Source organism: Haloglomus litoreum (assembly GCF_029338515.1).
GTDB lineage: Archaea > Halobacteriota > Halobacteria > Halobacteriales > Haloarculaceae > Haloglomus > Haloglomus litoreum.
Genome location: NZ_CP119988.1, coordinates 1,327,609 through 1,348,605, shown reverse-complemented (window position 1 = coordinate 1,348,605; position 20,997 = coordinate 1,327,609). Strand labels below are relative to the sequence as shown.

Annotated in this window: 17 protein-coding genes; 8 read left to right on the top strand and 9 right to left on the bottom strand. The window is 59.9% G+C overall.

Going from position 1 to position 20,997, the window contains the following annotated elements:
- Nucleotides 1-263: 263 nt before the first annotated feature.
- The gene (locus P2T62_RS06640; protein ID WP_276260613.1) at nt 264-491 is read right to left on the bottom strand and encodes a hypothetical protein; all 228 of its coding nucleotides are present in this window, start codon (nt 489-491) and stop codon (nt 264-266) included.
- Between the two features lie 145 nt (nt 492-636).
- Between P2T62_RS06640 and P2T62_RS06635 the strand changes: the two genes are divergently transcribed.
- The 4 genes from P2T62_RS06635 to P2T62_RS06620 all read left to right on the top strand — a co-directional run bounded on the left by P2T62_RS06635 (nt 637) and on the right by P2T62_RS06620 (nt 4,861).
- Complete coding sequence (locus tag P2T62_RS06635) at nt 637-1,641, top strand: Cdc6/Cdc18 family protein (protein ID WP_276260612.1); 1,005 nt, start codon at nt 637-639, stop codon at nt 1,639-1,641.
- A gap of 176 nt (nt 1,642-1,817) precedes the next feature.
- Nucleotides 1,818-2,504, top strand: coding sequence for a hypothetical protein (locus P2T62_RS06630; RefSeq protein ID WP_276260611.1), 687 nt, complete (start codon nt 1,818-1,820; stop codon nt 2,502-2,504).
- Nucleotides 2,491-2,772 carry a DUF8156 family protein gene (locus P2T62_RS06625; RefSeq protein ID WP_276260610.1) on the top strand — a complete coding sequence of 94 codons (282 nt, stop codon included), beginning with the start codon at nt 2,491-2,493 and terminating at the stop codon, nt 2,770-2,772. Before P2T62_RS06630 ends, P2T62_RS06625 begins: the two co-directional genes overlap by 14 nt.
- Nucleotides 2,756-4,861 carry a type B DNA-directed DNA polymerase gene (locus tag P2T62_RS06620; protein ID WP_276260609.1) on the top strand — a complete coding sequence of 702 codons (2,106 nt, stop codon included), beginning with the start codon at nt 2,756-2,758 and terminating at the stop codon, nt 4,859-4,861. The genes P2T62_RS06625 and P2T62_RS06620 overlap by 17 nt, the downstream gene beginning before the upstream one ends.
- Nucleotides 4,862-4,916: 55 nt before the next feature.
- Here the strand turns inward: P2T62_RS06620 and P2T62_RS06615 are convergent, their stop codons facing one another.
- From P2T62_RS06615 to P2T62_RS06605, 3 genes are all read right to left on the bottom strand, one after another.
- Complete coding sequence (locus P2T62_RS06615) at nt 4,917-5,318, bottom strand: hypothetical protein (RefSeq protein WP_276260608.1); 402 nt, start codon at nt 5,316-5,318, stop codon at nt 4,917-4,919.
- 447 nt (nt 5,319-5,765) lie between these two features.
- On the bottom strand, nt 5,766-6,071 hold the full coding sequence (locus P2T62_RS06610) for a hypothetical protein (RefSeq protein WP_276260607.1): 306 nt from the start codon (nt 6,069-6,071) through the stop codon (nt 5,766-5,768).
- Nucleotides 6,071-6,439 carry a DUF8122 domain-containing protein gene (locus P2T62_RS06605; protein WP_276260606.1) on the bottom strand — a complete coding sequence of 123 codons (369 nt, stop codon included), beginning with the start codon at nt 6,437-6,439 and terminating at the stop codon, nt 6,071-6,073. Before P2T62_RS06605 ends, P2T62_RS06610 begins: the two co-directional genes overlap by 1 nt.
- 584 nt (nt 6,440-7,023) lie before the next feature.
- Between P2T62_RS06605 and P2T62_RS06600 the strand changes: the two genes are divergently transcribed.
- Nucleotides 7,024-7,860 (top strand): hypothetical protein, encoded by an 837-nt coding sequence (locus tag P2T62_RS06600; protein WP_276260605.1) that lies wholly within the window; start codon nt 7,024-7,026, stop codon nt 7,858-7,860.
- 369 nt (nt 7,861-8,229) lie between these two features.
- Here P2T62_RS06600 and P2T62_RS06595 read toward each other — a convergent pair whose 3' ends face one another.
- From P2T62_RS06595 to P2T62_RS06575, 5 genes are all read right to left on the bottom strand, one after another.
- Nucleotides 8,230-9,591 carry a hypothetical protein gene (locus tag P2T62_RS06595; protein ID WP_276260604.1) on the bottom strand — a complete coding sequence of 454 codons (1,362 nt, stop codon included), beginning with the start codon at nt 9,589-9,591 and terminating at the stop codon, nt 8,230-8,232.
- Between the two features lie 5 nt (nt 9,592-9,596).
- The gene (locus P2T62_RS06590; RefSeq protein ID WP_276260603.1) at nt 9,597-11,714 is read right to left on the bottom strand and encodes an McrB family protein; all 2,118 of its coding nucleotides are present in this window, start codon (nt 11,712-11,714) and stop codon (nt 9,597-9,599) included.
- 208 nt (nt 11,715-11,922) lie between these two features.
- Complete coding sequence (locus tag P2T62_RS06585) at nt 11,923-12,570, bottom strand: hypothetical protein (protein WP_276260602.1); 648 nt, start codon at nt 12,568-12,570, stop codon at nt 11,923-11,925.
- Nucleotides 12,571-12,658: 88 nt separating this feature from the next.
- Nucleotides 12,659-15,565: a UvrD-helicase domain-containing protein gene (locus P2T62_RS06580; RefSeq protein WP_276260601.1), complete on the bottom strand. Its 2,907-nt coding sequence runs from the start codon at nt 15,563-15,565 to the stop codon at nt 12,659-12,661.
- The gene (locus P2T62_RS06575) at nt 15,558-18,152 is read right to left on the bottom strand and encodes a PD-(D/E)XK nuclease family protein (protein ID WP_276260600.1); all 2,595 of its coding nucleotides are present in this window, start codon (nt 18,150-18,152) and stop codon (nt 15,558-15,560) included. Before P2T62_RS06575 ends, P2T62_RS06580 begins: the two co-directional genes overlap by 8 nt.
- A 113-nt stretch (nt 18,153-18,265) precedes the next feature.
- On the opposite strand from P2T62_RS06575, the gene P2T62_RS06570 reads away from it, so the two are divergent.
- From P2T62_RS06570 to P2T62_RS06560, 3 genes are all read left to right on the top strand, one after another.
- Nucleotides 18,266-19,255, top strand: a complete 990-nt coding sequence (locus tag P2T62_RS06570; RefSeq protein ID WP_276260599.1) for an HNH endonuclease — start codon at nt 18,266-18,268, stop codon at nt 19,253-19,255.
- Between the two features lie 177 nt (nt 19,256-19,432).
- Complete coding sequence (locus P2T62_RS06565) at nt 19,433-20,401, top strand: hypothetical protein (RefSeq protein ID WP_276260598.1); 969 nt, start codon at nt 19,433-19,435, stop codon at nt 20,399-20,401.
- Nucleotides 20,398-20,955, top strand: coding sequence for a hypothetical protein (locus P2T62_RS06560; RefSeq protein WP_276260597.1), 558 nt, complete (start codon nt 20,398-20,400; stop codon nt 20,953-20,955). Before P2T62_RS06565 ends, P2T62_RS06560 begins: the two co-directional genes overlap by 4 nt.
- The last annotated feature ends 42 nt before the right edge of the window (nt 20,956-20,997 follow it).

The following is a 20,997-nucleotide window of genomic DNA, read 5'->3' as shown; positions in this document are numbered from 1 at the left end:
GCCGACCGACTGGTATCTGGGCCGGGTACTTAGGCAGAGTCGGGTGCTTTCCAGAAATTCCGGAGCCGACGCCTGCCAGACAGCGCACCGACCAGGCTGCTCGAGGAAGACAACAGCAAGCGACCTGCGCTATCGGGCGTCGACCCTGTCGCGCGAGAACTCAGTGTCACCGGCCCCCGCCACACTCGCTCCAACCACAGGCCGGGCACCGCTGGCACCCTTCCTGTGGGGCCAGGCGCTGCGTCCCACACTCCGGACAGCGCTCACGCATCGGCTTCCTGCCGGCTCGAATCGAGGTCCGCGGCGAGACCCGTAATCTTGACCTCAAGGTCCATCCGGCTCACGAGTGCAGCCACGACCGACGGCTCCAGGGCAGCTTCCTCGGCGAGGGTGTCAAGTGGAAGTGTCTGGCAGCCGGCCGGCGTCCGGGCGACTGCCTGCCGGATGCGGCGCCGGGCGATACGTTCCAGTTCTGTCTGAACGGATCCCATACCGATGGGCAGGAACCACGATCATATGGCCCTAGGAGGGTCGTTTCCAGAAATTCCACTTCCAGAGCAACCGTCCAGTCACAAGTGGAATTTCTGGAAATGACCCCCTTCTACTTATCCCGCTCCCGTCAGAGGGACGTGGTAGATGATCGAAGATGCTCGTGTCCTGCAAGCGGAGTGGGTCCCGCGGGAGGTCGAGCATCGGAACCCGGAACTCAACGCCCTCTCGAACGCACTCGAGCCAATAACCGATGGCGAACCCGCCGAGACGGCGTTGCTGGTTGGACCCTCGGGCGTGGGGAAAACGTGCTGTGCTCAGTTCACGCTCGAGCGACTCCGGGAGGCTGTCCTCGATATCGAGTACCAGCGGGTGAACTGCTGGCAAGATTACTCCCGCTTCCGGACCCTCTACCGCATCCTCGATGGAATCGGGGAGACGCTTGATATCCACCGGCAATCGACTGCCCACGACGAGTTACTTGAACGGCTCCGGGACTACGACGGCCCGCCCTACGTTGTCGTCCTAGATGAGGTCGACCAGCTCGAGGACACGCGGGTGCTGTACGACCTCTATTCGATTGATGGCCTCTCGATGATCCTGATTGCGAATCGGGAGGAGGACCTGTTCGGTCGGCTTGATGACCGGGTCGTCAGTCGCCTCCAGAGTGCCCGCCGCGTCCGCTTCGAGAAATACGGTCTCGAGCAAATCGTGTCGATTCTCGAGGCCCGAGTCCGCTGGGGACTGGAAGAAGGTGCGATCGAACGGCCGGAACTGGAACGTATCGCAGACACGGCCGCCGGTGACGCGCGGGTCGCAATCGGGATTCTGCGGGCAGCCGCGCGTGAAGCTGAGCGGCGGGAGGTCCCGCGCATCACCGACGACATCCTCGACATCGCGATTCCCCGAGCCCAGGCAAACATCACCGAATCGACGGTGGAGAAGCTCAACGAGCACCAGCAGATCCTCTACAACATTCTCGCCGAGGAAGAAGAGCTCCGGCCCCCAGCTCTCTACGAAGCCTACCGCGACCGTATCGATGAGCCACGAACCAACCGAACGGTCCGGAACTATCTCCAGAAGATGGCCCACTACAACCTTATCCGGGCCGAGGGCAAGGGCCGCGCCCGGACCTACCTGATAGACGGGTAGCCCTCACGGGACGGAAAGTAGCCTCGCCCCACGCCCTATCTGGAAACCGTTCTGGAAAGCCCCCACAGCAACGCCAGAAGGGCTCGAGACAGGTGAAATCTGGCGGTCGCCGTAGCTTCTGGAAACCTGGAAAGACCCCGGTACGGCTTATCCAGCCCCCACACCGTCGTTGTGGTATGCAGTCTGCACCATCACCGCAGCCACCGGAGACGCCGGCCCTCCCCACACTCGAAGCCGGCGTCACACTACTCGAGACCGACACTGCACCGGGCCCCCTCCAGTCGCTCGTGCTGGACCACCTGCTGGTGACCGATGGAGCGGCCCTCTGGGTCGACAGCAAGGGGCGGGCGACGACTGCCGCCCTCGGGCGGCTGGCTCCGAGTCGCCGCCTCTTGGGACGCATCAGTGTCGCCCGCGGATTCACCCCCTACCAGCACTACAGCCTGGTCCAGACGCTTCGTGAGCGGCTTGTCGACGCAGCTGGCGACGTGGCACTGGTCGTCGTCCCCGTCGTGGACCATCAGTACCGCGCTGAGGACCTTCAGGGCCTGGATGGCGCGGAACTCTGTCGCGAGGTAGCGCACGACCTGGCAGCGATCGCGACAGACCACGACGTGCCGGTCCTCGTCACACGAGCGGCCGCCGACGAACTTTCTCGACCGATTGCGGATGTCGCCGCAGAGACGATTGCATGCGAGCAGACGCAGTTCGGGCCGCGGTTCACCGGCTCGGGATTCGAGACGCTGGTCTACCGGGATGGTCAGTACCTCCAGACAACGCTGGCGTTCTGGGGCGAGGTGCTTGCCGAGCGGGCGACGGCCGTAGCGGACACGACGGAGGTGGCGAGCGTTGGGGCGTACTAATCCGACGTACCGTGACCGCCTCCGCGGGCTGGAGGAGCGCTGGCAGCCGTATCGAAGGGGGCTCCGCCGCCGGGAGCAGGGCCACTACGACCAGCTGTGGGCGGACGCCCGACAGCACGCCGATGCCGCCGGCTATCTCAATCATGACGAACCGCTGTTCCCCGTCTTCCTCTCGATGCTGCTGGCCCAGCAAGCTCGCATCGCAACCCTCGAAGAGCAGCTCACCGCCCTGGAAGCGGTCCACGGTGAGGATGGTTCTGAAGATTGACTTTCAGGACGGAGCGGTGCTGGTCTGGCGGGTCACCCCCGACGGCGTGACCGCCGAACGGGTTGCCGACTACACGCCCACGATCTGTGTCCACGCTGAGGGCGGATCCCTAGACGATATCCGGCCGCATCTTCGCACTCACCCGCAAGTTGCAGCGACCGCCCGTACCCACCACCGTCCGGGCTTCCGGCACGAGGCCGCCCCGATGCTCCGCGTCGATGTGACCGACGTTGGAGCGATTACCGACGTAGCCCGACAGATCCAACAGTGGGACCGGCCAGGCGCCTACCGGTTGTTCGACGTGGACCTCTCGCCGGAGTTCCGCTACTGTCTGGAGACGGGGACCGAGCCGACGCCCACCGAGACCCGCGAGCTCGAATGCCTCCGGCTGGCCGCGACCGAGGCCGACCTGGCGACCAACCCGTTGCCACGGCTGACCGTCGGCGAGCAGGTGATTGAGGGCCCCGACACCATCATCGAGACGGTTACCCGACGCCTCCACCGGACCGACCCGGATATTCTGGTCGTGAGTGCAGCAGCGCTCGTCCCCCGACTGTTCGAGCTGGCCGACCGTGTCTGCAATCGGTCGTTCCAGCTGGGGCGGCGCCCGGGCTACCAGCAACGAGCGGGGCGGTCGACCTATACGAGCTACGGACAGGTCGGCCACTCACCAGCCCGCTATTCCGTCCCCGGACGGGTTCTCATCAACGAGCAACACTCGTTCATGTGGTCGGAGACGAATCTGGCGGGCTGTCTCGATCTCGTCGAGCGCTCGGGGAAGCCACTCCAGGAGCTCGGCTGGGCCTCCATCGGGAATATCCTCACCGCCATCCAGATTCGCGAGGCGCGCGAGCGGGACGTCCGCGTGCCGTGGAACTCCTGGCGACATGAATTCTTCAAATCGATGCGCACGCTCCACGAGGCCGACCGCGGCGGGTTCACCTTCGAGCCCGAGGTCGGCATCCACGAGGACGTCCACGAACTCGATTTCTCGTCGATGTATCCGAATATCATGGTGACACGGAACATCAGCCCGGAGACGGTCTGCTGTGACTGTCACACCAGCGACGACGTGCCAGGGCTGGACTATTCGATCTGCGACGAACGGGGCTATCTCGCGGATGTGCTAAAGCCGATTATCGACGACCGGGCCGCGATCAAGGCCGAACTACAGACCGTCGATGACCTCGAGCGAGAGCAGGCGCTTCAGGGACGCTCGGCGGCACTGAAGTGGATCCTCGTCTCCTGCTTCGGGTACCAGGGGTTCAGCAACGCCAAGTTCGGTCGTATCGAGTGCCACGAGGCGATCAATGCGGTCGCCCGGGAGATCCTCCTCGACGCGAAGGAGCTCCTCGAAGCGAACGGCTGGCGTGTGGTCCACGGCATCGTCGACAGCCTTTGGGTGACCGCGATGGCCGACCGCGAGCAGACACCGCTCGAAGAAGTTTGCGAGACAGTCAGCGAGGCAATTGCAATCGACCTCGAACACGAGGCGGCGTACGACTGGATCGCGTTCGTTCCACAGCGGACCTCGGATGCGGGCGCGCTCACGAAGTACTTCGGCAAAGAGGCAGGTATCAACGATCGCTACAAGTATCGCGGCATCGAGTGTCGACAGCGCTCCACCTCAGCGTACGTCGACCGCGTGCAACGTGGATTTATCCAGACGTACTCGGAACACCGTGAGCCGCAGGCGGTGTGCGACATTCTCCAACGACGGCTGGATGAACTCAACCGGGGCGCAGTCGACGCGAGAGAACTGCTCATCACCCAGCGAGTCTCGAAACCGCTCGAGGAGTACGAGCAGCGCACGCGGTCGGTATCGGCGTTGCGGCGCGCTGAGTCTCAGGGTATCGGCGTCCATCCGGGCGAATCCATCGAGTACCTCGTCGCCAACGACGCGACACATTCGCGCGATCGAGTTCGGTTGGCGTTCGAAGTCACTGCCGAGACCGCATATGATGCCTCGTTCTACCGGGAACGACTACTCCGAGCAGCTGAGAGTGTCCTCTCCCCGACGGGATGGCGGGAATCAGATATTGAGGCGTACCTGGCGGACCGCTCGGATGCGAGTCTTCGGACGTATTGAGCTCTGTCATCTCGGTTAGCGGCGATAATCGATGTGCGGGTGCGGCACCTACCAGTCACTCCGGTTGGCGCTCAAGCAACTTATCGAGGAACCGCTGTGCGGATTTTGACATACCTCTGTGCTCGACGAGTTGCCCAAGGTACGCTCGAGCATCTGCACGCGTTAGGCGCGTTACGCTTCGCATGAGCTTGGCCTGGTGGAACAGGCCACCCTCACCGAAGCGCGCGTTGAAGGGACGCGCGAACTCCCGCTCGACAGTCTGCAGTTCCCGCGCGTAAAGGACGTAGTCGTAGGTCTCAGGCCATGGTGTTTCAGACTGGTCAGTGACTGGGGCATACCCGTGGTATTTCCAGAGGCCGAGCGTCCCGTGGGGGGCAGAGCCGTCGCCCCGTGTCGTCCGCCGCGCAATAATCAGCGCACCCTTCGGGATCGTCCGAGGGTGCAGTTCTCGGTTCATGGCATGCTGTTTGATTCCGTGCCAAGGCTGACCAACATTCACGCTGCGATGAGCATTGGCGTCTGTAGGACCCTCTACGCAAGGACGCCAGTTGTGCTGTCGAGCATTGAAGACGACCACGTTGTCGATGAGTCGCGAGCTGGACTGGGCCGAGGGGGAGTGAGCATTCGTCGCCATCCTCGATGCCAAGTCGGAACCCCACCGACATAAATATTTCTGTAAAATTTGGAACAAATTTCGAACATCCAGTGTTTGAGAGATTTAGCCTAGCCCTTTACCTAGTTCAACTAGTCTAGGACGAATTCAACCTAGTAAAACCACTCAGCAAGTCAGTAGTCTAGTTTGGAGCAGTTCCTAGGCTTCCTCAGTCCTAGGGCTATCGCTCCTAGTTGTGTGCTAGTCCAAGACCGCCTCCGGATTGTTGACGAAAAGGGGGGTAGTGACCCCTCACGTCTCGCAGACCTCCACGTACGCGTCCTCACCGAGCAGCAGTTGGATCTCCTCGTAGGGCTCGTACGGATGATCGAACCCGTTCATCTTGTATCGGGTCCCCTTCTCAAGCCGGATATCCGGATCGTAGACCACGAACGGCCGGACATCGCCGGCCGACATCGATCCATCCCGGAGAAGCCCCTTCTGATAGGGCTTGGCGCTGTTCAGATCTTGGATGTGGGTCACCGTTGCGATGACGAACACGTTGTCACCTGAACCGTTCATCTCGTCGAGACGCGTCCGGCCTTCTCGCACTGCCATCAGGACCACCCCCCGGTCATCGTGATGGTTTTCTCGACCGGGTCGCCGCAACGGGGGCACGCATCGTGTTCGAAGATATCGGTCAGACAACCACACTCACAAGCCTGCATGCTTGTCGTGTCCATCCGGTCGTGGTCAGCGTACAGTACCGTCACCACTCGCCAGGACTTGATGACCAGCAGCAGGTCGTAAGCGGGGTGATAATAGGCCGTATCGCCGTTGACCTGGCTATCTACTTCGAACGCATCGTGGATGGCTGTTACCAGCGGCTCAGGGGTGTCGACGGGCGCTCGATCTTCCCACTGGTCAGCAGCGTGGTTTGTAATCGTCGGCGGGCTCGGATCAGAACTGAGGCTCTTTGTGCTCATGGTAATGGCTCTCCAATGCCCTGCCAGCGCTGGCCAGCGTTGCCACTCGCCAGCGGCCGTACAGAGCATTACAATCGAGGGCAGCGGTCAGGATTCTCCAGGCAACCTGCCACTCCAAAATCCGTGCCGACCTGGTATGGCAAGAGACGCAATCAACGTCTCACCACTCAGAATCGGATTGTGTCGGGACGATCCGCTTTGCTCCGAAGCGCCTAAGGGTTACATCACCCGGGCGCAGAGCGCGTACGATACTGTACGCTAAGCGAATGAGGGTCGCTTCGAATTCCAATGGACAGAACATCTGTCGCATTATTGCGACAAGTCAAATCGGAGTTCGAAACGAGCCGAATCAGAATGATTCACCGGATTGGCAGAGCCGGCATCGGCCGCTGGCCGTCGCCGACCGCCTCCCTCACGTGATGGTATTGTTGCGGAAGTACATATAAATAATAACTATCAAATAAGCATTTGGTAAGTTACTCAATGATATACGTGGCCAAAAGGGGTCTTCCGTTCACACATAGGCTGATAAGCTCCCGTATGGAACCCCGTCTCAGATGCGTCGGATCGTTCGGGTGCGACAGTTGGATGAAGACGAAGCAGTCGCGCCTGAGGAAGATATCGACCGTATCCAGTGGCTAGATGAGTCCGATGATGACCAGCCGACTCTGGACTACCGGGGCCGGGACACGTCGGATAGTGTAGATGGTGAGCTACCGGCGGCGTGGGAGACAGAGTTGAGTCCATGGTCTGTCGGCTACGAACCTATCGGAGCGACATCGATCGGAGTAGAGGCGGAACGGAAGAAGTCGAGTCAGTTTGCCCGTTTCAAGGTCCCTGAGACCCGGCTCGCACTGCATCAGGAAGGCCGACATCCGTCGGACGGAAACCAGGCATCCCGGCTAGCGAATATCGACAAGAAACGGATTACGCAGGCGTATTGTAGCCAATTGGATATTCCTAGACATCTCCAGGCGGAGGCTGTTCGCGGAATGCTGTTATTGGATCTGACTGCCTTCGGGAATCGGAAACGAATCGAGGGAATTGCGCTTCTGGTCATTGAAGTCATTGTCGACTATGAGCGACGATACCGCCGTCGGGACGAAGAGGCGGACCGGCTGGCTGAGGATCCGACGTTCAAGTATCTCTCTCGAGCAGCTGGGCTAGTTCCCGGGAAGATGAAACTGGGACAGAAGGTCAAGACGGAACTTATCGAAAGGGGATTCTTTGAGCCCGGCGCTCCAGGTCTCAAGTCGGGGGCTGACGAGAATGCAAGAGACGCCGGCCAGGTCGGTGCTTTTGCCGATATCACCACGAAAGAGAGAGGAAACAGAGACACTATCTCGCTTCGCGCTGCGGCGTCGATGGAGCAGGGAGAATGGTGGCAGATACAGCAGGACGAAGACACCGAAGCAGGATGACAGCGCCTTCCCGATTCGACTCTCGGCCGGCTCTGCGAGATACGGCTCGCTAGCAGAGTAATCAGATCACCTACCGACGGCTATCATCGTCCGGACATTGGCCCGCCGCTCGACGAGATGATACGTCGCCCAGGGGCGTCGGAGGTCGTGACTCGATACGTTCCCCGTCCGCTCGGAGCCCACACCATCCCATGAGTTGGATGGTGATCTCGTGCTCTCAGTCCGCCCGGGCGGCAGTCTCCTCGAGCTAGCCGAGTTCCTCGCGGTCAAGCCAGCACTTCGTGAGGCTAGCTCTGATGGAGACTTCAGGATAAGTCCCGGGTACGGTCCGATAGTGACCTATTCTCTCATCAAGTTCCAATTGAGGGCCTATAGCAACCGTTCAAATTTCTCGCGCAAGAATCCGGAAGACTGTGACTTTGTCCGCGGACGCGCAGCTATGTGCTCGATCGAAAACGCCTGGAAATCCTGTTCACGACGGAACGACCCAGAGGAATCATCGATGTACAGGATCGTACCAGTCTCGGCCTCGGGAACCAGATCCACGAGATACGTGATGAAGCGTCGGTAGTCATCCAGGTCAAGCGTCCGCCAGGTCTTGTATTTCGCGTCACCGACCCAGACGAGCTCGCCATCAGCTTCGAGCGCAAAATCAGGCGCGCCTGGGCTGATTCCCATCCCGGGCCAGAGGAAGTTACTGTGGGTGGCGATTGACCGATTGTAGTAGAGTTTGACCGAGGATCCGTATTCGAACACCCCCGACAGCGACTCGGGACGTGTGCCGTCGGTACCGACGATATCGGTGAGGAGACGATCGAGAAGACTGAGACACCAGAGTTCGTAGATCTTGCTCATCGGTTTGATAGCCGACGTAAGATTCGAGGCGAGTTCGATCTCCATACTGATCGCCCGCTGGAACGCTTCCCATAGGTCGACGACTTCAGCCATCTCGCCACTGACTGCCCGTCGAACCTTCGAGAGAATCCGTGGATCACCGAAGTCGGTCTCGAGTGCATCATCCACGAGTTGGCCCGGAATCCCTTCCTGGATGAACTGCTCATGATACCGGATCTGTCGCTGGAATGCGCGCTCGTAGTAGGTGAACTCGTCTGCTAACGCTCGCATCTGGTTTGCTAACTCGATATGGAACCGGACGAGCAGATAGTTCGGCAGCGTCTCAAACGAGAACTCGACGTTCTCAGTGACGATGTCTCGGCGGCCCTGAGCGCGCTGTGTGATGGTGTCCGACATCACGGGTCGGCCCTGCGGTGACTGCTCTCGTTCTCGTGTCCGGGTGACCGTCACGGGAAGCCGGTGGGCTAAGATAGTCTCAGTATACTCGATCAGCGCTCGACTGTAGCCTGCCAGTCGCGTTCGCTCATCCAGCAGCAACTCGTTCGAGAGCGGCAGTGATGCCGAGATCGTATCGGCACCGACCACCTCTGCCCAGCCCTGGATATCGGCAAGCAGGGACTCGAATTCCTCATCATCCAACCGACCGGGCTTGACCGTCACATCAGGCGGGTACTGACCGGCCCACCCACCAGGTGAGAATCCATCATCGCTGATTGATGGTGGGGGGACTTCGATTTCCTCTACGCGGGGTCGGTCGGATTGTGCCTCTGCGAGTGCACTGTTGATCGATTCGACATACGCAACCAGCCCGTCCCAGTCCGCATCGCTAAGGCCGAGATCTGCCTGCGAGTAGGTTTGATACGTCCGGTAGGGCATTCTTGCTACTCGAGCACGCGCTTGTCTTCTTTCGCCGCAGCCAGGACAGACGCGGTTTCTGGCAGCCCGAGCTGATTCGCGAGATCAATGATCTCCTGGAAGTCCTCAGCTGCGTGGCTATCCTGATCGATTGTTTCTGCACGGCGGAGCTCCGGCATGAAGTGCTCGAATTGCGGGACGAGATACGACACCACGGCCTGATCAAGCACACTACGGTCAAGCTGCTCCGGGAAGAGCAGTTGATAGGCGACAACGTATTTCGCGGCGTCGATGAGGAGCGCTTGTCCGATTTCGACGACGTCACGCTTGATCACCTCTTGAGCGAAATAGGCGAGCGTTTGGAGCCAGTCGAGCGCCCCCGTCCGGAGTTCTTCGTGCTCATCTAGTGCCTCCATGGTTTGCTGGAGCTGTGTGGGGGTCGCCAGGTTTTCCAGCACCACTGCAACGTCTGCAGCGGAAACACCCACACCGTCGTCAACTCCAAGGAGGAAATATTCCGGAATCACATCCCGTACGACATCGATTGTCGTTTCACTTCCGGGAGTCAGATCAGGAGGAGAAGGGTCGTGAGTCGGCTCGCTGGTTGTGGGTGCTTGGCCCCCATTGTCCATCAGCGAGGGGACCCGGACGAAGGCAAAGCGCCGCCTGAATGCATAGCCCAGCGAGAACAGCTGCGCCTGGTCATACGTGTTCATCGTGGCGAGAATCCGGAACGAGAGAGGAACTGGGACGTCGTCCGCGTTCGGTGCGTATGAGAGCTTGCGGGAGGTTCTGTAGTCGATATCGAGCAGCGTGAAGACGTCACCGAAGGCCTCGTCGAGATTCGCCCGATTGAGCTCGTCGATCAGCAACCAAGTCGGATGGGCGTCAGCTGGCTGCTGGAGCGTCTGCTGACAATCAGCGGCCGCCTTTGTCAGGAATCCTTGCTGCGGTTCGAACCCGTCTTCAGAAGGCGCATACCCGCCGACAACCTGGTAGTTCGACCACTCTGCATTCGCCGTCACCAGCGAGTAATCGCCCGCGCAAATCGCGTTTGAAAGCTTCCGAGCTGCCCGCGTTTTCCCGGTTCCCGGTGGGCCATAGAAGACGAGATTTTTGCCAGCCACGAGATGAGCCAGCGCCTGCCGATAGAGGTGGGCTTGCCCGGATTCCTCTTCGAGGAGCTCGTCGGTCGCGGCTCGCGGGTCACGGGCAGTGTTGCTGCCGAGGATATGCTCGTAGTCGGACTCTTCGATCTTGATGATCCCATACTGAATCGGAAAATCGATGGTAAGCTGCTCTTCGACAGTCTCACGCGGAATCGGATCGATTTCGTGGTACTGAGTTACCTCGGCGAAATAATGACTCACTCCATCCCGATCTTTGGTTTCAACCTCCCCGAGGGAGCCGACAGCGTAGAACTCGCCGTCCTCGAGGTAAACGAATCGGACATCCGGGACCGCTGTATTCAGTTGGTTACAGCCAGGGATGTTCTCTCTGAAGTGGTACGAACTATCTGGCTCATCATCATACTCGTCGTCACCCGTCTTGAGGATGAAATACTCGAAGTCTCCGTCGAGACTTTCGGCAAGCCATTCAGCAAGCCCAAATCCCGGACTCTCGCTCGGTGCGGCAATTAGACGATTGATGAGGACATCATTATCAGGTGGGTACGACTCTCCACCCAACCCCTCCAACAAATCCTCGAAGTATTCCTGTGAAACCGCAATCACCGGCTCCTCGGGGAACTCTGCCGGAACATCGGCGGTGATGTGTTCCCCATTATCCGCTACTGTGACCCATGAAACCCACAACGCGAGTGGGTCTCCAGTATCCGGATCAACGGGAATCGACTCCGGGTCATAGAATTCGTCTCCGTGTGCGACGACCCCGAAACCAAAGGTGTGTTTGGTGCCTTCTTCGCCGCCGATGTGCTGGGCAAGAACGACATCGCCGACCTCAATATCTTTGAATGTATTCACATATCCTTGCGTCTCATCCGGCTCTTCGGGGTATTCTACCCGATTCAATCGTTTCCACCGCTGCCACCCATCACGGTCACCACAATCCACTTTGTAGATGTTCCGGCCCTCGAGGAACAGCTTGAAATTCGCCTGGAGAGCTTCGTCACCGAATTCGACCATTACCGGCAGAATGCCTCAAGTTACAATAAAACCGGTCATGATCTCCCCTTGCGGCGGTAGCAGGTACTCTGGGAGCATTGCGAAGTAGCTGACACATAGTGATCGCATACAAGCGGGAAACGCTCAATCCAGGAGGACTGGATGCCTCTCTCGATCCTGATCGACTTCAGAAGGCCCTGAGTCTCGAAGATAAACCTCAATGAGCGTATCAGAAGAACTGCTCTGGCTGGTCTTCAAGCGTCCAGGTCAAAATACCGCCGCGTTGGTGGACCTCGTGCTGGAGATCGTCGAAGTGCGCGATGGTGTCCACGCTGATTGAGTAGCCCGTCCAGAGGTCGACGTCGGCGGCGAACTTATCGGCGATATCCTGGCTCGTGATCTCGGTGCCGGCACCCTCAACCGGGCGATAGTACAACCCAAGGAACGTCTTCGGGTGTCGGATATCGGCTTCCGCGAGCTTGTTCACATCATGGATGAAAGATCGCGGGTTCCGCTCCTGGAACGGATTGAATACCTTGCTGAACTCCTGAGCGTAGGGATTCCCGTTCGCTTTCTGGAAGCGGAACAGCTTCGCTTCACAGTACTCAGCGCGGCCATCGCGCTCGAGATACAGGTCGGCAGCCTGCCCCCCTGGGTAGCGGACGGCCGCGGCATCGCCCTTCGCGGTCGCAATCGTCCCGTCGAAAAGTCCCTCCTCCCGGACGGCCTGCACCAGCGCGTCGATCTGGTCGTCTTCGTCGTGGGGGCCGATGCCAGCGCCGTAGGTTCGATTCTCGCCGATTTCGGCGTCGACCTCGTGAATGACATCGACGAACGATTCGGCCAGACGACCAACCAGACTGCGGGGACCGCCCATATGGCTTGTGCGGCGGACTGGTCCCTGATAAAGTGTCGGACATGCTCAGCCGACACTGGAATGGAACGAGAGGAGCGCGAAGCTGCTGCTACGTGTCCTCAATAAGTGCCGCTTTGACAAGCTGTGTAAACTCGTCCTCAGCAATCGGGTCGATCGTGACCAGTTCATCGTCGGCGGTGTAGAACACCGCCAGTCGGACCTCACGATCCGGATAGACGGTGGTGAGGACGTGATAGTAGGCACTGAGCTGCTTCTGGTACTCCGACTCTGCGACCCGACTTAGGTCGGTCTTGTAATCGATCACCTCGACGCGATCTGGTGTGATGTGCAGCAGATCGATGATGCCTGTGAGCGTCACCTTCGGGTCCGTTGTGAGCGGGAGCAACACCGTCTCCTCGGCACTACACTCTCCGTCTAGTCCATCAAGCAACCGGGCCACGTTCTCCTGATCTTCGTTCGCTGGCGCGCCGGCCTCGCCGAGGACGTACGCCTCGGCGAAGTCGTGGAGGGCATCGCCGAACTCCTTGCCGCGACCCTCCGTCACCTCCTGGTATACGCTGTCGTCCATGATATCATGGACACCGTGCCGTCGCGGCAGCCCACTCGCATCCGGAATCGTGACCTCGTAGTCGGCCGCCGTCTCGGTGCTAGTATCTACCGTCCTCGGTTCCGGCTCGAGTTCGTCTGCCTCCACCGGTAGCTCGGTGAAGAACAGGCTCGGCTCCTCACCGGCGGTGAACAGCAGGTGTCGCTGGGCCCGCGTCATGGCGACGTACAGAAGCCGGCGCTCCTCGTCGTACTCTGAGGGGAGACAGGACCTGAGCAGATCGTAGCGCCAGTTGCTGAAGACGTGCGGGTGTGTCCCCGTATCGGTGAAGACCTTCCGCTGGCGGAGGCCGAGCGGCTCCTGGTAGACGACTGGCGAGGACGGTGGCTGGCCGTAGTGCGGGAAGGCTCGATAATTTAGATTCCCCAGCAGGACGATCGGGTACTCGAGTCCTTTGGCGCCGTGAATTGTCTGAAGCGTAACGGCGTCCTGTCCAGGACTCGTATCGATATCGACCGTACTCCCGTTCTCCAGGTTGTCCGTGATGTAGGTGATCGCCTCGCCCCGGGTCAGCAGCGTCCCTTCGTAGACACTCGTTAGGTGGTCAAGCAGCGCATCGGCGAACGCGTTGGCGATGTTGTACCGGTCAAACACCCGCTGGGCTAGCCCACCGAGTGTCTCCAGCTCGAGTAACTCATCACGGAACGCGACCATCGCGTCCGGGTATGCCTCCTCGGCGAGCAACGTCTCAGTCTGCTCGAAGGTGTGCCCGGCGCGTTCGAGCACCACGGCCCAGCCTCGCGGATCGTCGGACTCACAGATACGGAGCCAGGCGAGGAGCAACTTCGCCTCTGGCGTGTCAAATAGTTCGACGCCTCCTTCGTAGGCGATAGGGATGTCGTACTCGGCCGCCCGGTCAAGAAGCTCTCGGGCGAACTTTCGCTTTCGGGTGAACACGGCGATATCGCTATACGAGGGCGCTCCGAGGCGTTCCTGCTCGGCCGCCCGCTGTTCTTCGGGAGACATCTCCGCCGTCGACGCTGGCTCATCTCGAACCTCGACAGCGTATGCCTCGTTATCGACAATCGTCTGTATCCGGTCGAGAATCAGGGCATACTCGTCGTCAGCCCGGTAGGCATCGATGCGGGCGTTGTCGACGTAGTTTGTTGCCTCAAGTTGCTCTTCGTCGGCCAGCGGATCTTCGTCGAGATCCTCGGAGTACGTCGCGGGGATCGAGAGACTCTGCTCGGCAATATCAAGAATAGATGCTGACGAACGGTAGTTCTGGAACAGCGGGATGGGCTCGACCTCGTCGACCGGGTAACTGATCCGTTCAGTGTCGCTGTTGAGCTCGTCTGCATACTGCTGGAGCCGGCTCTCAAACTCAGTGATGTTCTCGACGCTGGTGTACTGGAACCCGTAGATACTCTGCTTCCAGTCACCAACGACACAGATGTTGTTGGCCGATGCGAGCAGGAGCGTGATTTTGAACTGGAGTTCGTTAGTGTCCTGGAACTCATCCACCATGACGTAGTCGTGGCCGACTGCCGTCCGAACGGTAGGGTCTTCGCAGAGCATGACGAAAGCCAGTGCCAGCATCAGCCCCTGAGTCAGGTAGTTTCGAGAGAGTGCGAACTCGAGATACTCAATATAGACATCGTGGAGGAAGGCCCGGAGCGCCTCGCGATCCTCATCGAACGCGTCGAAGACGAGGTCCTCGCTGACCTGCGGATCGTCATGGAGTTCGGCCTTCGTGGGTGCGTCTGGTGCGTACTCCGTGACGTCCCAGCCACCCACAGCACCCCTGGCATCGCTGTTTTTGGGTCCATTCGCCCCCTCGTTCGGGGCGTTGGTCTCAGCGACGGTCTCGAGGAACGCGTCTCGGTCGCCCTCAAGTGGCGCTGCAGTGTCGCGATACCAGCCCTCGCGTTGTGGAATGACACCCTTTGCGGCGAGCTGTTGGATCACCGATCGGAGCGTCCGCCGGTCGCGGAAGATACGGAGCAGATCCTCGTGTTCGGGGTGCCGGTCGGCAAACCGAGACATGAACGTCCGGAAGTGTTGGCGTTCCTGGACCTCGTCTTCGAGCAAGTCCAGCCCGTCAGGGATCTGGTCATCGATGCCCAGTGCCTCGGGAATCGTGTGTCCGTACCGGCGGAGCAGTTGATAGCAGTAGGCGTGGAACGTGCTGATCGGTGCGTCCTGCAGCTCTCGGAGGTCGTAGTCGGTCTGCTGAACGATCCGATCTTTCATCTCCGCCGCCGCGTTCCGCGTGAACGTCACCAGCAGGATATCGTCTGGCGTGGCGTCGGTCGTTTCAAGAATTTCGCCGTACCGGCGGGTGACGGCGAACGTCTTTCCAGTTCCTGCGCCGGCGTTGACGCGATAGATGCCCTCGGTCTGCGTGATCAACTGCTCCTGCTGGTCGTTCGGTGATGGCTCAGTCATTGGTGAGAATGAGATCCGGCATGTCTACGCGGTCCCAGTTGGGACCGTCCTCGCTGATGCGGACGGGGAAGCCCTCGCGGCGGTACTCGTTCAGGTTCGCCAGCTGCTCGTCGACGAAGTCGGCGAACGCGTCGAGGTCCGGCTTCAGGTAGTAGGTTCCGACGACATCGTCCATCTCCTCGATGGCGTCTCGACAGCCGTCGTCGACGTATTGGAGGTCCCGCGAAGGCTTGACGCGATCTTGTGTGTATTCGATGAACGCCGTGGTCACAGCCGCTCGTTGATCAGGAGCCGCGCCCTCCCGTGGCAGGTCGTGGGTGAGGAAGAACTCCCGATACGCCTCGTAGCCGAGCGGCTCGAGCGCTTTGACCTTGGCATTACTGTCGGCATAATCCGTGACCGCGTCGAACACTTCGCGCCGCGCAACGAATTCACTGAACGTACACGGGAGGTACGTAATCGTCGTGACCAAATCATCGATGTCCGGGGCTTCCCCTCTGACCATGCGGTTCGTCTGCTCGAGAGCGTGCACGAAGTGAATGGAGAGCGGCTCCTCGGGTTCTTGCTCGCGATGCTGGAGGAGGTACAATGCTGCCTGAAAGTTTGGATCCTCATGTGGCGGATCAATTGCAGCCTTCTCCCGGAGTTTCGAGGCTGTCGACTGACTTCCAGTCTTGTAGTCCACGAGGTCTGTGGGCCCATGGAGCAGATCGACGAAGCCACGGATGCCAACCTCGGGAGCTTCGAACCAGCGCTCAGTGAGCGGTGAGTCACAGGGTAGGTCCAGCCGATTCGCGAGCCCGTTTTCCTGCTGGCGGTCAGCGTATGCCTCGTGCTCGGCCTCAGTTGGTGGGTTCGCGTCGAGATACTCCATCACCGTCTCGAGGGCGATCGCTAGTTGAGTTCGCTCGACCGGTCGCCGGTCGTTGGTGGTGTAGGCTTCAACCTGCTCGACCATCGCATCAACGACAGTCTCGAATTGGTCGCGGATCGGCTCCGGATGGGAGACGTAGAGTTCAGCCGCCTCATGGACGACCGTCCCGCGAGCCATGTAGTCCGCCGTCGGGGTCTCGACCAGTCGTGTGAAGAATTCCTCACGAGGGCAGTTGGCGAGGCGCTTCAGCGTCGACTGGCTCAGGGCGGTAATTTCCTCCGGCTCCTCCGATACCGCTGGCGCAACGAACGGTTGTCCAGGAGCATCCCGGTCGACGCCGTGGCCGTCGAACCGTTCATGCGGTAGGTCGCTGAACCGGTCGAAGGACTGCTCGAATAGCTCCCGGAAGTAGAGACACGGTGTCACGTCTTCACCGGCGCGCGTGTCCTGCACGAGGTAGTGGCGTTGGCGACCGTTCTGGAGCAAGATCTCGAACCGGTCGAGGTCCTGCTGGACGTACTCTGTAGTATCGATCCAAGGGACGTCTGGCGGCGTTTTCGCCCAACCAGTGCCGAGGCCGAGGTAGAAGACGACCGGCCGGTCGATGTAGGCTGTCGAGGCAGCATCCGTTAGGAGTACACCAGTCTGGTCCTGGTCGACCGGGACATCGAACGACTGGAGGTAGTACGTGAGCCGATCGAGCAGCGCGGTGGTGACGGCTTCCTCAAGAATTTCGAGCCGATTACACTCGTCTCGGAGCGTCTGGAGTCGCAAACCGGCGAGCGATTCGTAGGCGGAGATGGCATCCTGCAGCGTTCCCGTCGTGGCTGCCTCCTCGATTACAGCCAGCTCGGAGAGCGTACCGTCACCCAGTGCATCCACACGCTGTTCCCCCAGCGTGCGCGGGACGTCGACGCCGAGTGGTGCGAGCAAGGGTTCGACATCCGCGACACGGAGGTCGCTACCGGTGAAGATGGCTTGCAGGAGCCGCAGGAAGGTCCGCACGTCCGGGTCGTCGACGAAGCCGGGGCCACCCTGGAAGGGGATATCAGCCGCCGCGAGCCCGGCTTCGACGAGCGGACTGAATACGGTCGACTCGTCGAGAACAACACCAACTGAGTCGGCGGTTTCGGCCGAAAGCTGCTCGATGAGTGTGTCGACGATCGCCGTCGCCGACGGAAAGATTTCGAACGTGGGGAGCGTCCCCGTCGCCCCGGTAAATCGGTCAACCGACTTGTGGTCGGATGGGAGCAGCGATCTGTCGAGATTGGTCAGTGCCGATTCGCCGACGATGGCTAGGTCCAGTTCTTCATCAAGGCGGGCATCCGAGAGCTTCCGGTAGCTACTGTCGGCGTCGCGGATCCGCTTCACCGCAGTGCGGATGGCTGGCGTGTCGAACTCGTCATAGTCAAGAATCGCCTCAGGGTCGGCGGTCCGGTCCCACGCCTGAAGACAGCGATCGAGGCCACGGTGGGCTTGCTTCCAGGTCAGATCCGTCTCGGTGACGAGTTCCTCGAACAGGTCTCGCCGGTCCATCGGCGTGAACTGATTCGATACGTGACCGCGAGGAGTGGCACAGACGCGGCCGATCCGGGGCCGATCAACGCGCCGGTCCAGAGCGAGCGCAAGCGGCGGATCCGCAGTCAGGGCGAGGTCGGTATCACGAATCTCTCGATAGAGAGAATCGATCGACCTGGCTTCACGGAGTGTCACACTCCACCAAGCAAGAACAGGGGCTTGAAACTACGGCCCAGGGTTGTCGGTCGGCACTCTCGATTCGTCGATCGGGGAAACGATCATACCCGGCCCAGTGGATGCCGTACGCAATGCCCTCCGAGCCCCTTCGGAGTATTGTGCCGATGTTCGGCGGCGCGACGAGCTACGTCGACACGGTGGATGCCGTGCTCACGTTCGTCGACGTCCACCAACCGACAACGGACGAGCTGGTAGGGTGGCACCGGGGGAATTTCACCAACGTTTCGAGTCGTGAGTCGATTATCCGGCGTGTTGAGTATCTCGAGGACGTGGGATTGCTCCGTCTTGAGGGCGGCGAGTGGATGCTCGGGCCGGAAGGGAAGCGATACGTCGATGACAGGACGATGGAGACGCTCCTCGAGATACTGCTGCGGCGGAACGTCGGGTTACGCAGTCTTCTATATGCGCTCTCCGCTGGTGGGATGACGATTGAGGAAGTGAGCGATCAGCAACTCAGCACGCATCCCGAACTGGGCTGGAATCCTGAGAAGACTGATATGGCTAAACAGCGGGCGAACTGGCTCCGGAGTCTTGGCTTGGCGGAGCAGGATGGCGACGTCTATCGACTGACCGAAGAGGGACGACAGTTCACCGACCAAGCCGTTGACGAGTGGGCTGGTTTCGAATCCATACCCACGGCAGAAGACGACTTGACCGCAGCGACCTACGAGACGACAGTCCGTGCCCGCTCGATTGATCCGGAGTTTCGGGCGACAGTGCTTGCTCGGCACGATACCACATGCCCGGTGTCAGGGGTAGATCATCCTAGTCTGTTGGATGTGGCTCACGTGCTCCCATGGAGTGAGTACCCGGACCATCGGGCCGATCTCGGGAACGTGCTTCCGCTGAACAAAACCCATCATGCAGCCTTCGACCGCGAACTGTTCACGATCAGTTCTGGATACGAACTGCGGGTGAACCCTGAGTTTACTACGGAGAGTGACCTCCTGCAGCGGACGATCATCTCCCGGGATGGCGAGGAGATCCAGTTCGGTGACGTAGGCCTAGAGCCAGCGTATCTCCGGGAACACAATCAGACGCTGGACTGGGTCGCTGAATAGGTGGTTATCGAATCCCGGAATTTGTCCGAGTGAGCTGGCAAGAGGTGAGAACGATCTGGAGCATCTAAAGACAGACACCCGGAGCTCATATTTTTGTCAATCTTGAGAATCCCTGTCGAACTCACCAACCTACTGGCGCCCAAGCGGTTTTCACCCTCTCCAACGGTGTGCTGGTACATGAGCGCGGATCTGGAACCACGTGATTGGACAAGCCTGGACCCCTGGTGGGCAGCCTACGCGCAGTCACAGCCCCTCACTGAGAATGCCGGCCAGGCTCGCGTATTCGACCTGACGTGGTTGGCTGAGTGCCACGAAGAGATCGACGAGTGGTGGGAAGTTTACACCGAGGGGGACGAGACGGCCAAAGAGCTCAAAACGCTACTCGCACGTTCCGACGACGAGTGGGCACAATCCGAGGCTCCGTTCAACACGGACCCGCTGAGCGTCGATCTAACCGACGAGCGGTTTCGCCGGGGGCCGCTCCAGCCAAGCAACGAGCTCGGATGGTCAAACTGGCTTGCTAGACTCCTCAATCCGTCGGGCGATTTCGTCTCCGAATTATTCGATTCCGAGATGTCGGAGCCCCCGAATGAGGTCTTGCGAGAAGAGCGAGTTCCCGATACCGATGGAGGGCACTGGCGCCCGGATATACTTCTCTTGGGGGCAGAAAACGGAATCTCAATCGAGGTAAAGTTGGACGATACGAACTACGAGAAGACCTCGGACACCGCAGCACGTGTCGAGGAGGAGTATCAGGATCGGGCGTGGACGCACGTCCTGCTTCTTCCCAAGAATAAACGAGGCCGTCTTGAGTCGATCGTCGAACCACCAGTTGAGCGTAGCTCCGATGGCTTACCGAGGGTCCACTGGGAGCGGCCCGGCACAGTCAGGGTGATGTACTGGCGGGACGTGACCGCAGCGCTCCGATCACTACTGCTCCGTGGCGCCATCGTAGACGACCACTGGGCCGCGAACGCGTATCTGTTCTGTACGGTGGCTGAGCAACAGCGTGTTGGCTTCCAGCCACGACCAGTGGTAGACCGACTGGCAAATCCCGGAGACGTGGTTGACGCAATCCAGCCGATCAGGATTGCCGACATACTGGAGGAACAGCTAACATACCTCCGTGAAACCGTAGAAGCATGACCGATGACTTCCTAAGCAAAGGTCTCGAGCAGGATCGCTATCTGAAGGCGATCCGGCTCACCGACCAGTTCGAGACGAGCATCGAGGGTCGACTTCGGCAGGTGGGGCAGGAGATGCGAGCAAGGAAGCCGGAGCTATTCGCCTCCGATGATGCGGGGAGCGAGAATACCGGCCGAGACTCCAGTTCTTCGTTGGCCTTTGCACGAATCGATTACCCTCTGTCGCGTGTCCGAGATCAGGGTAGCAACAAGCAGCTGAAGCTGAATGTCCATCTATACTGGGTCAAGCCTGAGCAGTACAATCGGGATGACATCGAGGAGGGAGCTCTACGGGGATTCGGATACAAGATCAAAACCGCCTCGAGTGAAGACGAGCAGCGCGTCAAAGAACAGACGCGCGATTGGGACCTCGAGACGGCTCAGGACCCATTCGGGTACAGGGTCATCTTCTACAAGCACGTCAGTTCCATAGCGGATATCGAGGATACTAGCGAAACGCTCGTCGAGCATTTCGGCGAATTCGGCGACGAATTCGGTGTTCCGATGCAGAGCTAAATGTTGCAGAGGAGGTCGCCAAAACATTCTGGCTGAGTCGAA

Coding starts and splice junctions, on each gene's coding strand:
- P2T62_RS06640 (WP_276260613.1), bottom strand. CDS start 491: ATGGGATCCGTTCAGACAGAACTGGAACGTATCGCCCGGCGCCGCATC.
- P2T62_RS06635 (WP_276260612.1), top strand. CDS start 637: ATGATCGAAGATGCTCGTGTCCTGCAAGCGGAGTGGGTCCCGCGGGAG.
- P2T62_RS06630 (WP_276260611.1), top strand. CDS start 1,818: ATGCAGTCTGCACCATCACCGCAGCCACCGGAGACGCCGGCCCTCCCC.
- P2T62_RS06620 (WP_276260609.1), top strand. CDS start 2,756: ATGGTTCTGAAGATTGACTTTCAGGACGGAGCGGTGCTGGTCTGGCGG.
- P2T62_RS06615 (WP_276260608.1), bottom strand. CDS start 5,318: ATGAACCGAGAACTGCACCCTCGGACGATCCCGAAGGGTGCGCTGATT.
- P2T62_RS06610 (WP_276260607.1), bottom strand. CDS start 6,071: ATGGCAGTGCGAGAAGGCCGGACGCGTCTCGACGAGATGAACGGTTCA.
- P2T62_RS06605 (WP_276260606.1), bottom strand. CDS start 6,439: ATGAGCACAAAGAGCCTCAGTTCTGATCCGAGCCCGCCGACGATTACA.
- P2T62_RS06595 (WP_276260604.1), bottom strand. CDS start 9,591: ATGCCCTACCGGACGTATCAAACCTACTCGCAGGCAGATCTCGGCCTT.
- P2T62_RS06590 (WP_276260603.1), bottom strand. CDS start 11,714: ATGGTCGAATTCGGTGACGAAGCTCTCCAGGCGAATTTCAAGCTGTTC.
- P2T62_RS06585 (WP_276260602.1), bottom strand. CDS start 12,570: ATGGGCGGTCCCCGCAGTCTGGTTGGTCGTCTGGCCGAATCGTTCGTC.
- P2T62_RS06580 (WP_276260601.1), bottom strand. CDS start 15,565: ATGACTGAGCCATCACCGAACGACCAGCAGGAGCAGTTGATCACGCAG.
- P2T62_RS06570 (WP_276260599.1), top strand. CDS start 18,266: ATGCCCTCCGAGCCCCTTCGGAGTATTGTGCCGATGTTCGGCGGCGCG.
- P2T62_RS06565 (WP_276260598.1), top strand. CDS start 19,433: ATGAGCGCGGATCTGGAACCACGTGATTGGACAAGCCTGGACCCCTGG.
- P2T62_RS06560 (WP_276260597.1), top strand. CDS start 20,398: ATGACCGATGACTTCCTAAGCAAAGGTCTCGAGCAGGATCGCTATCTG.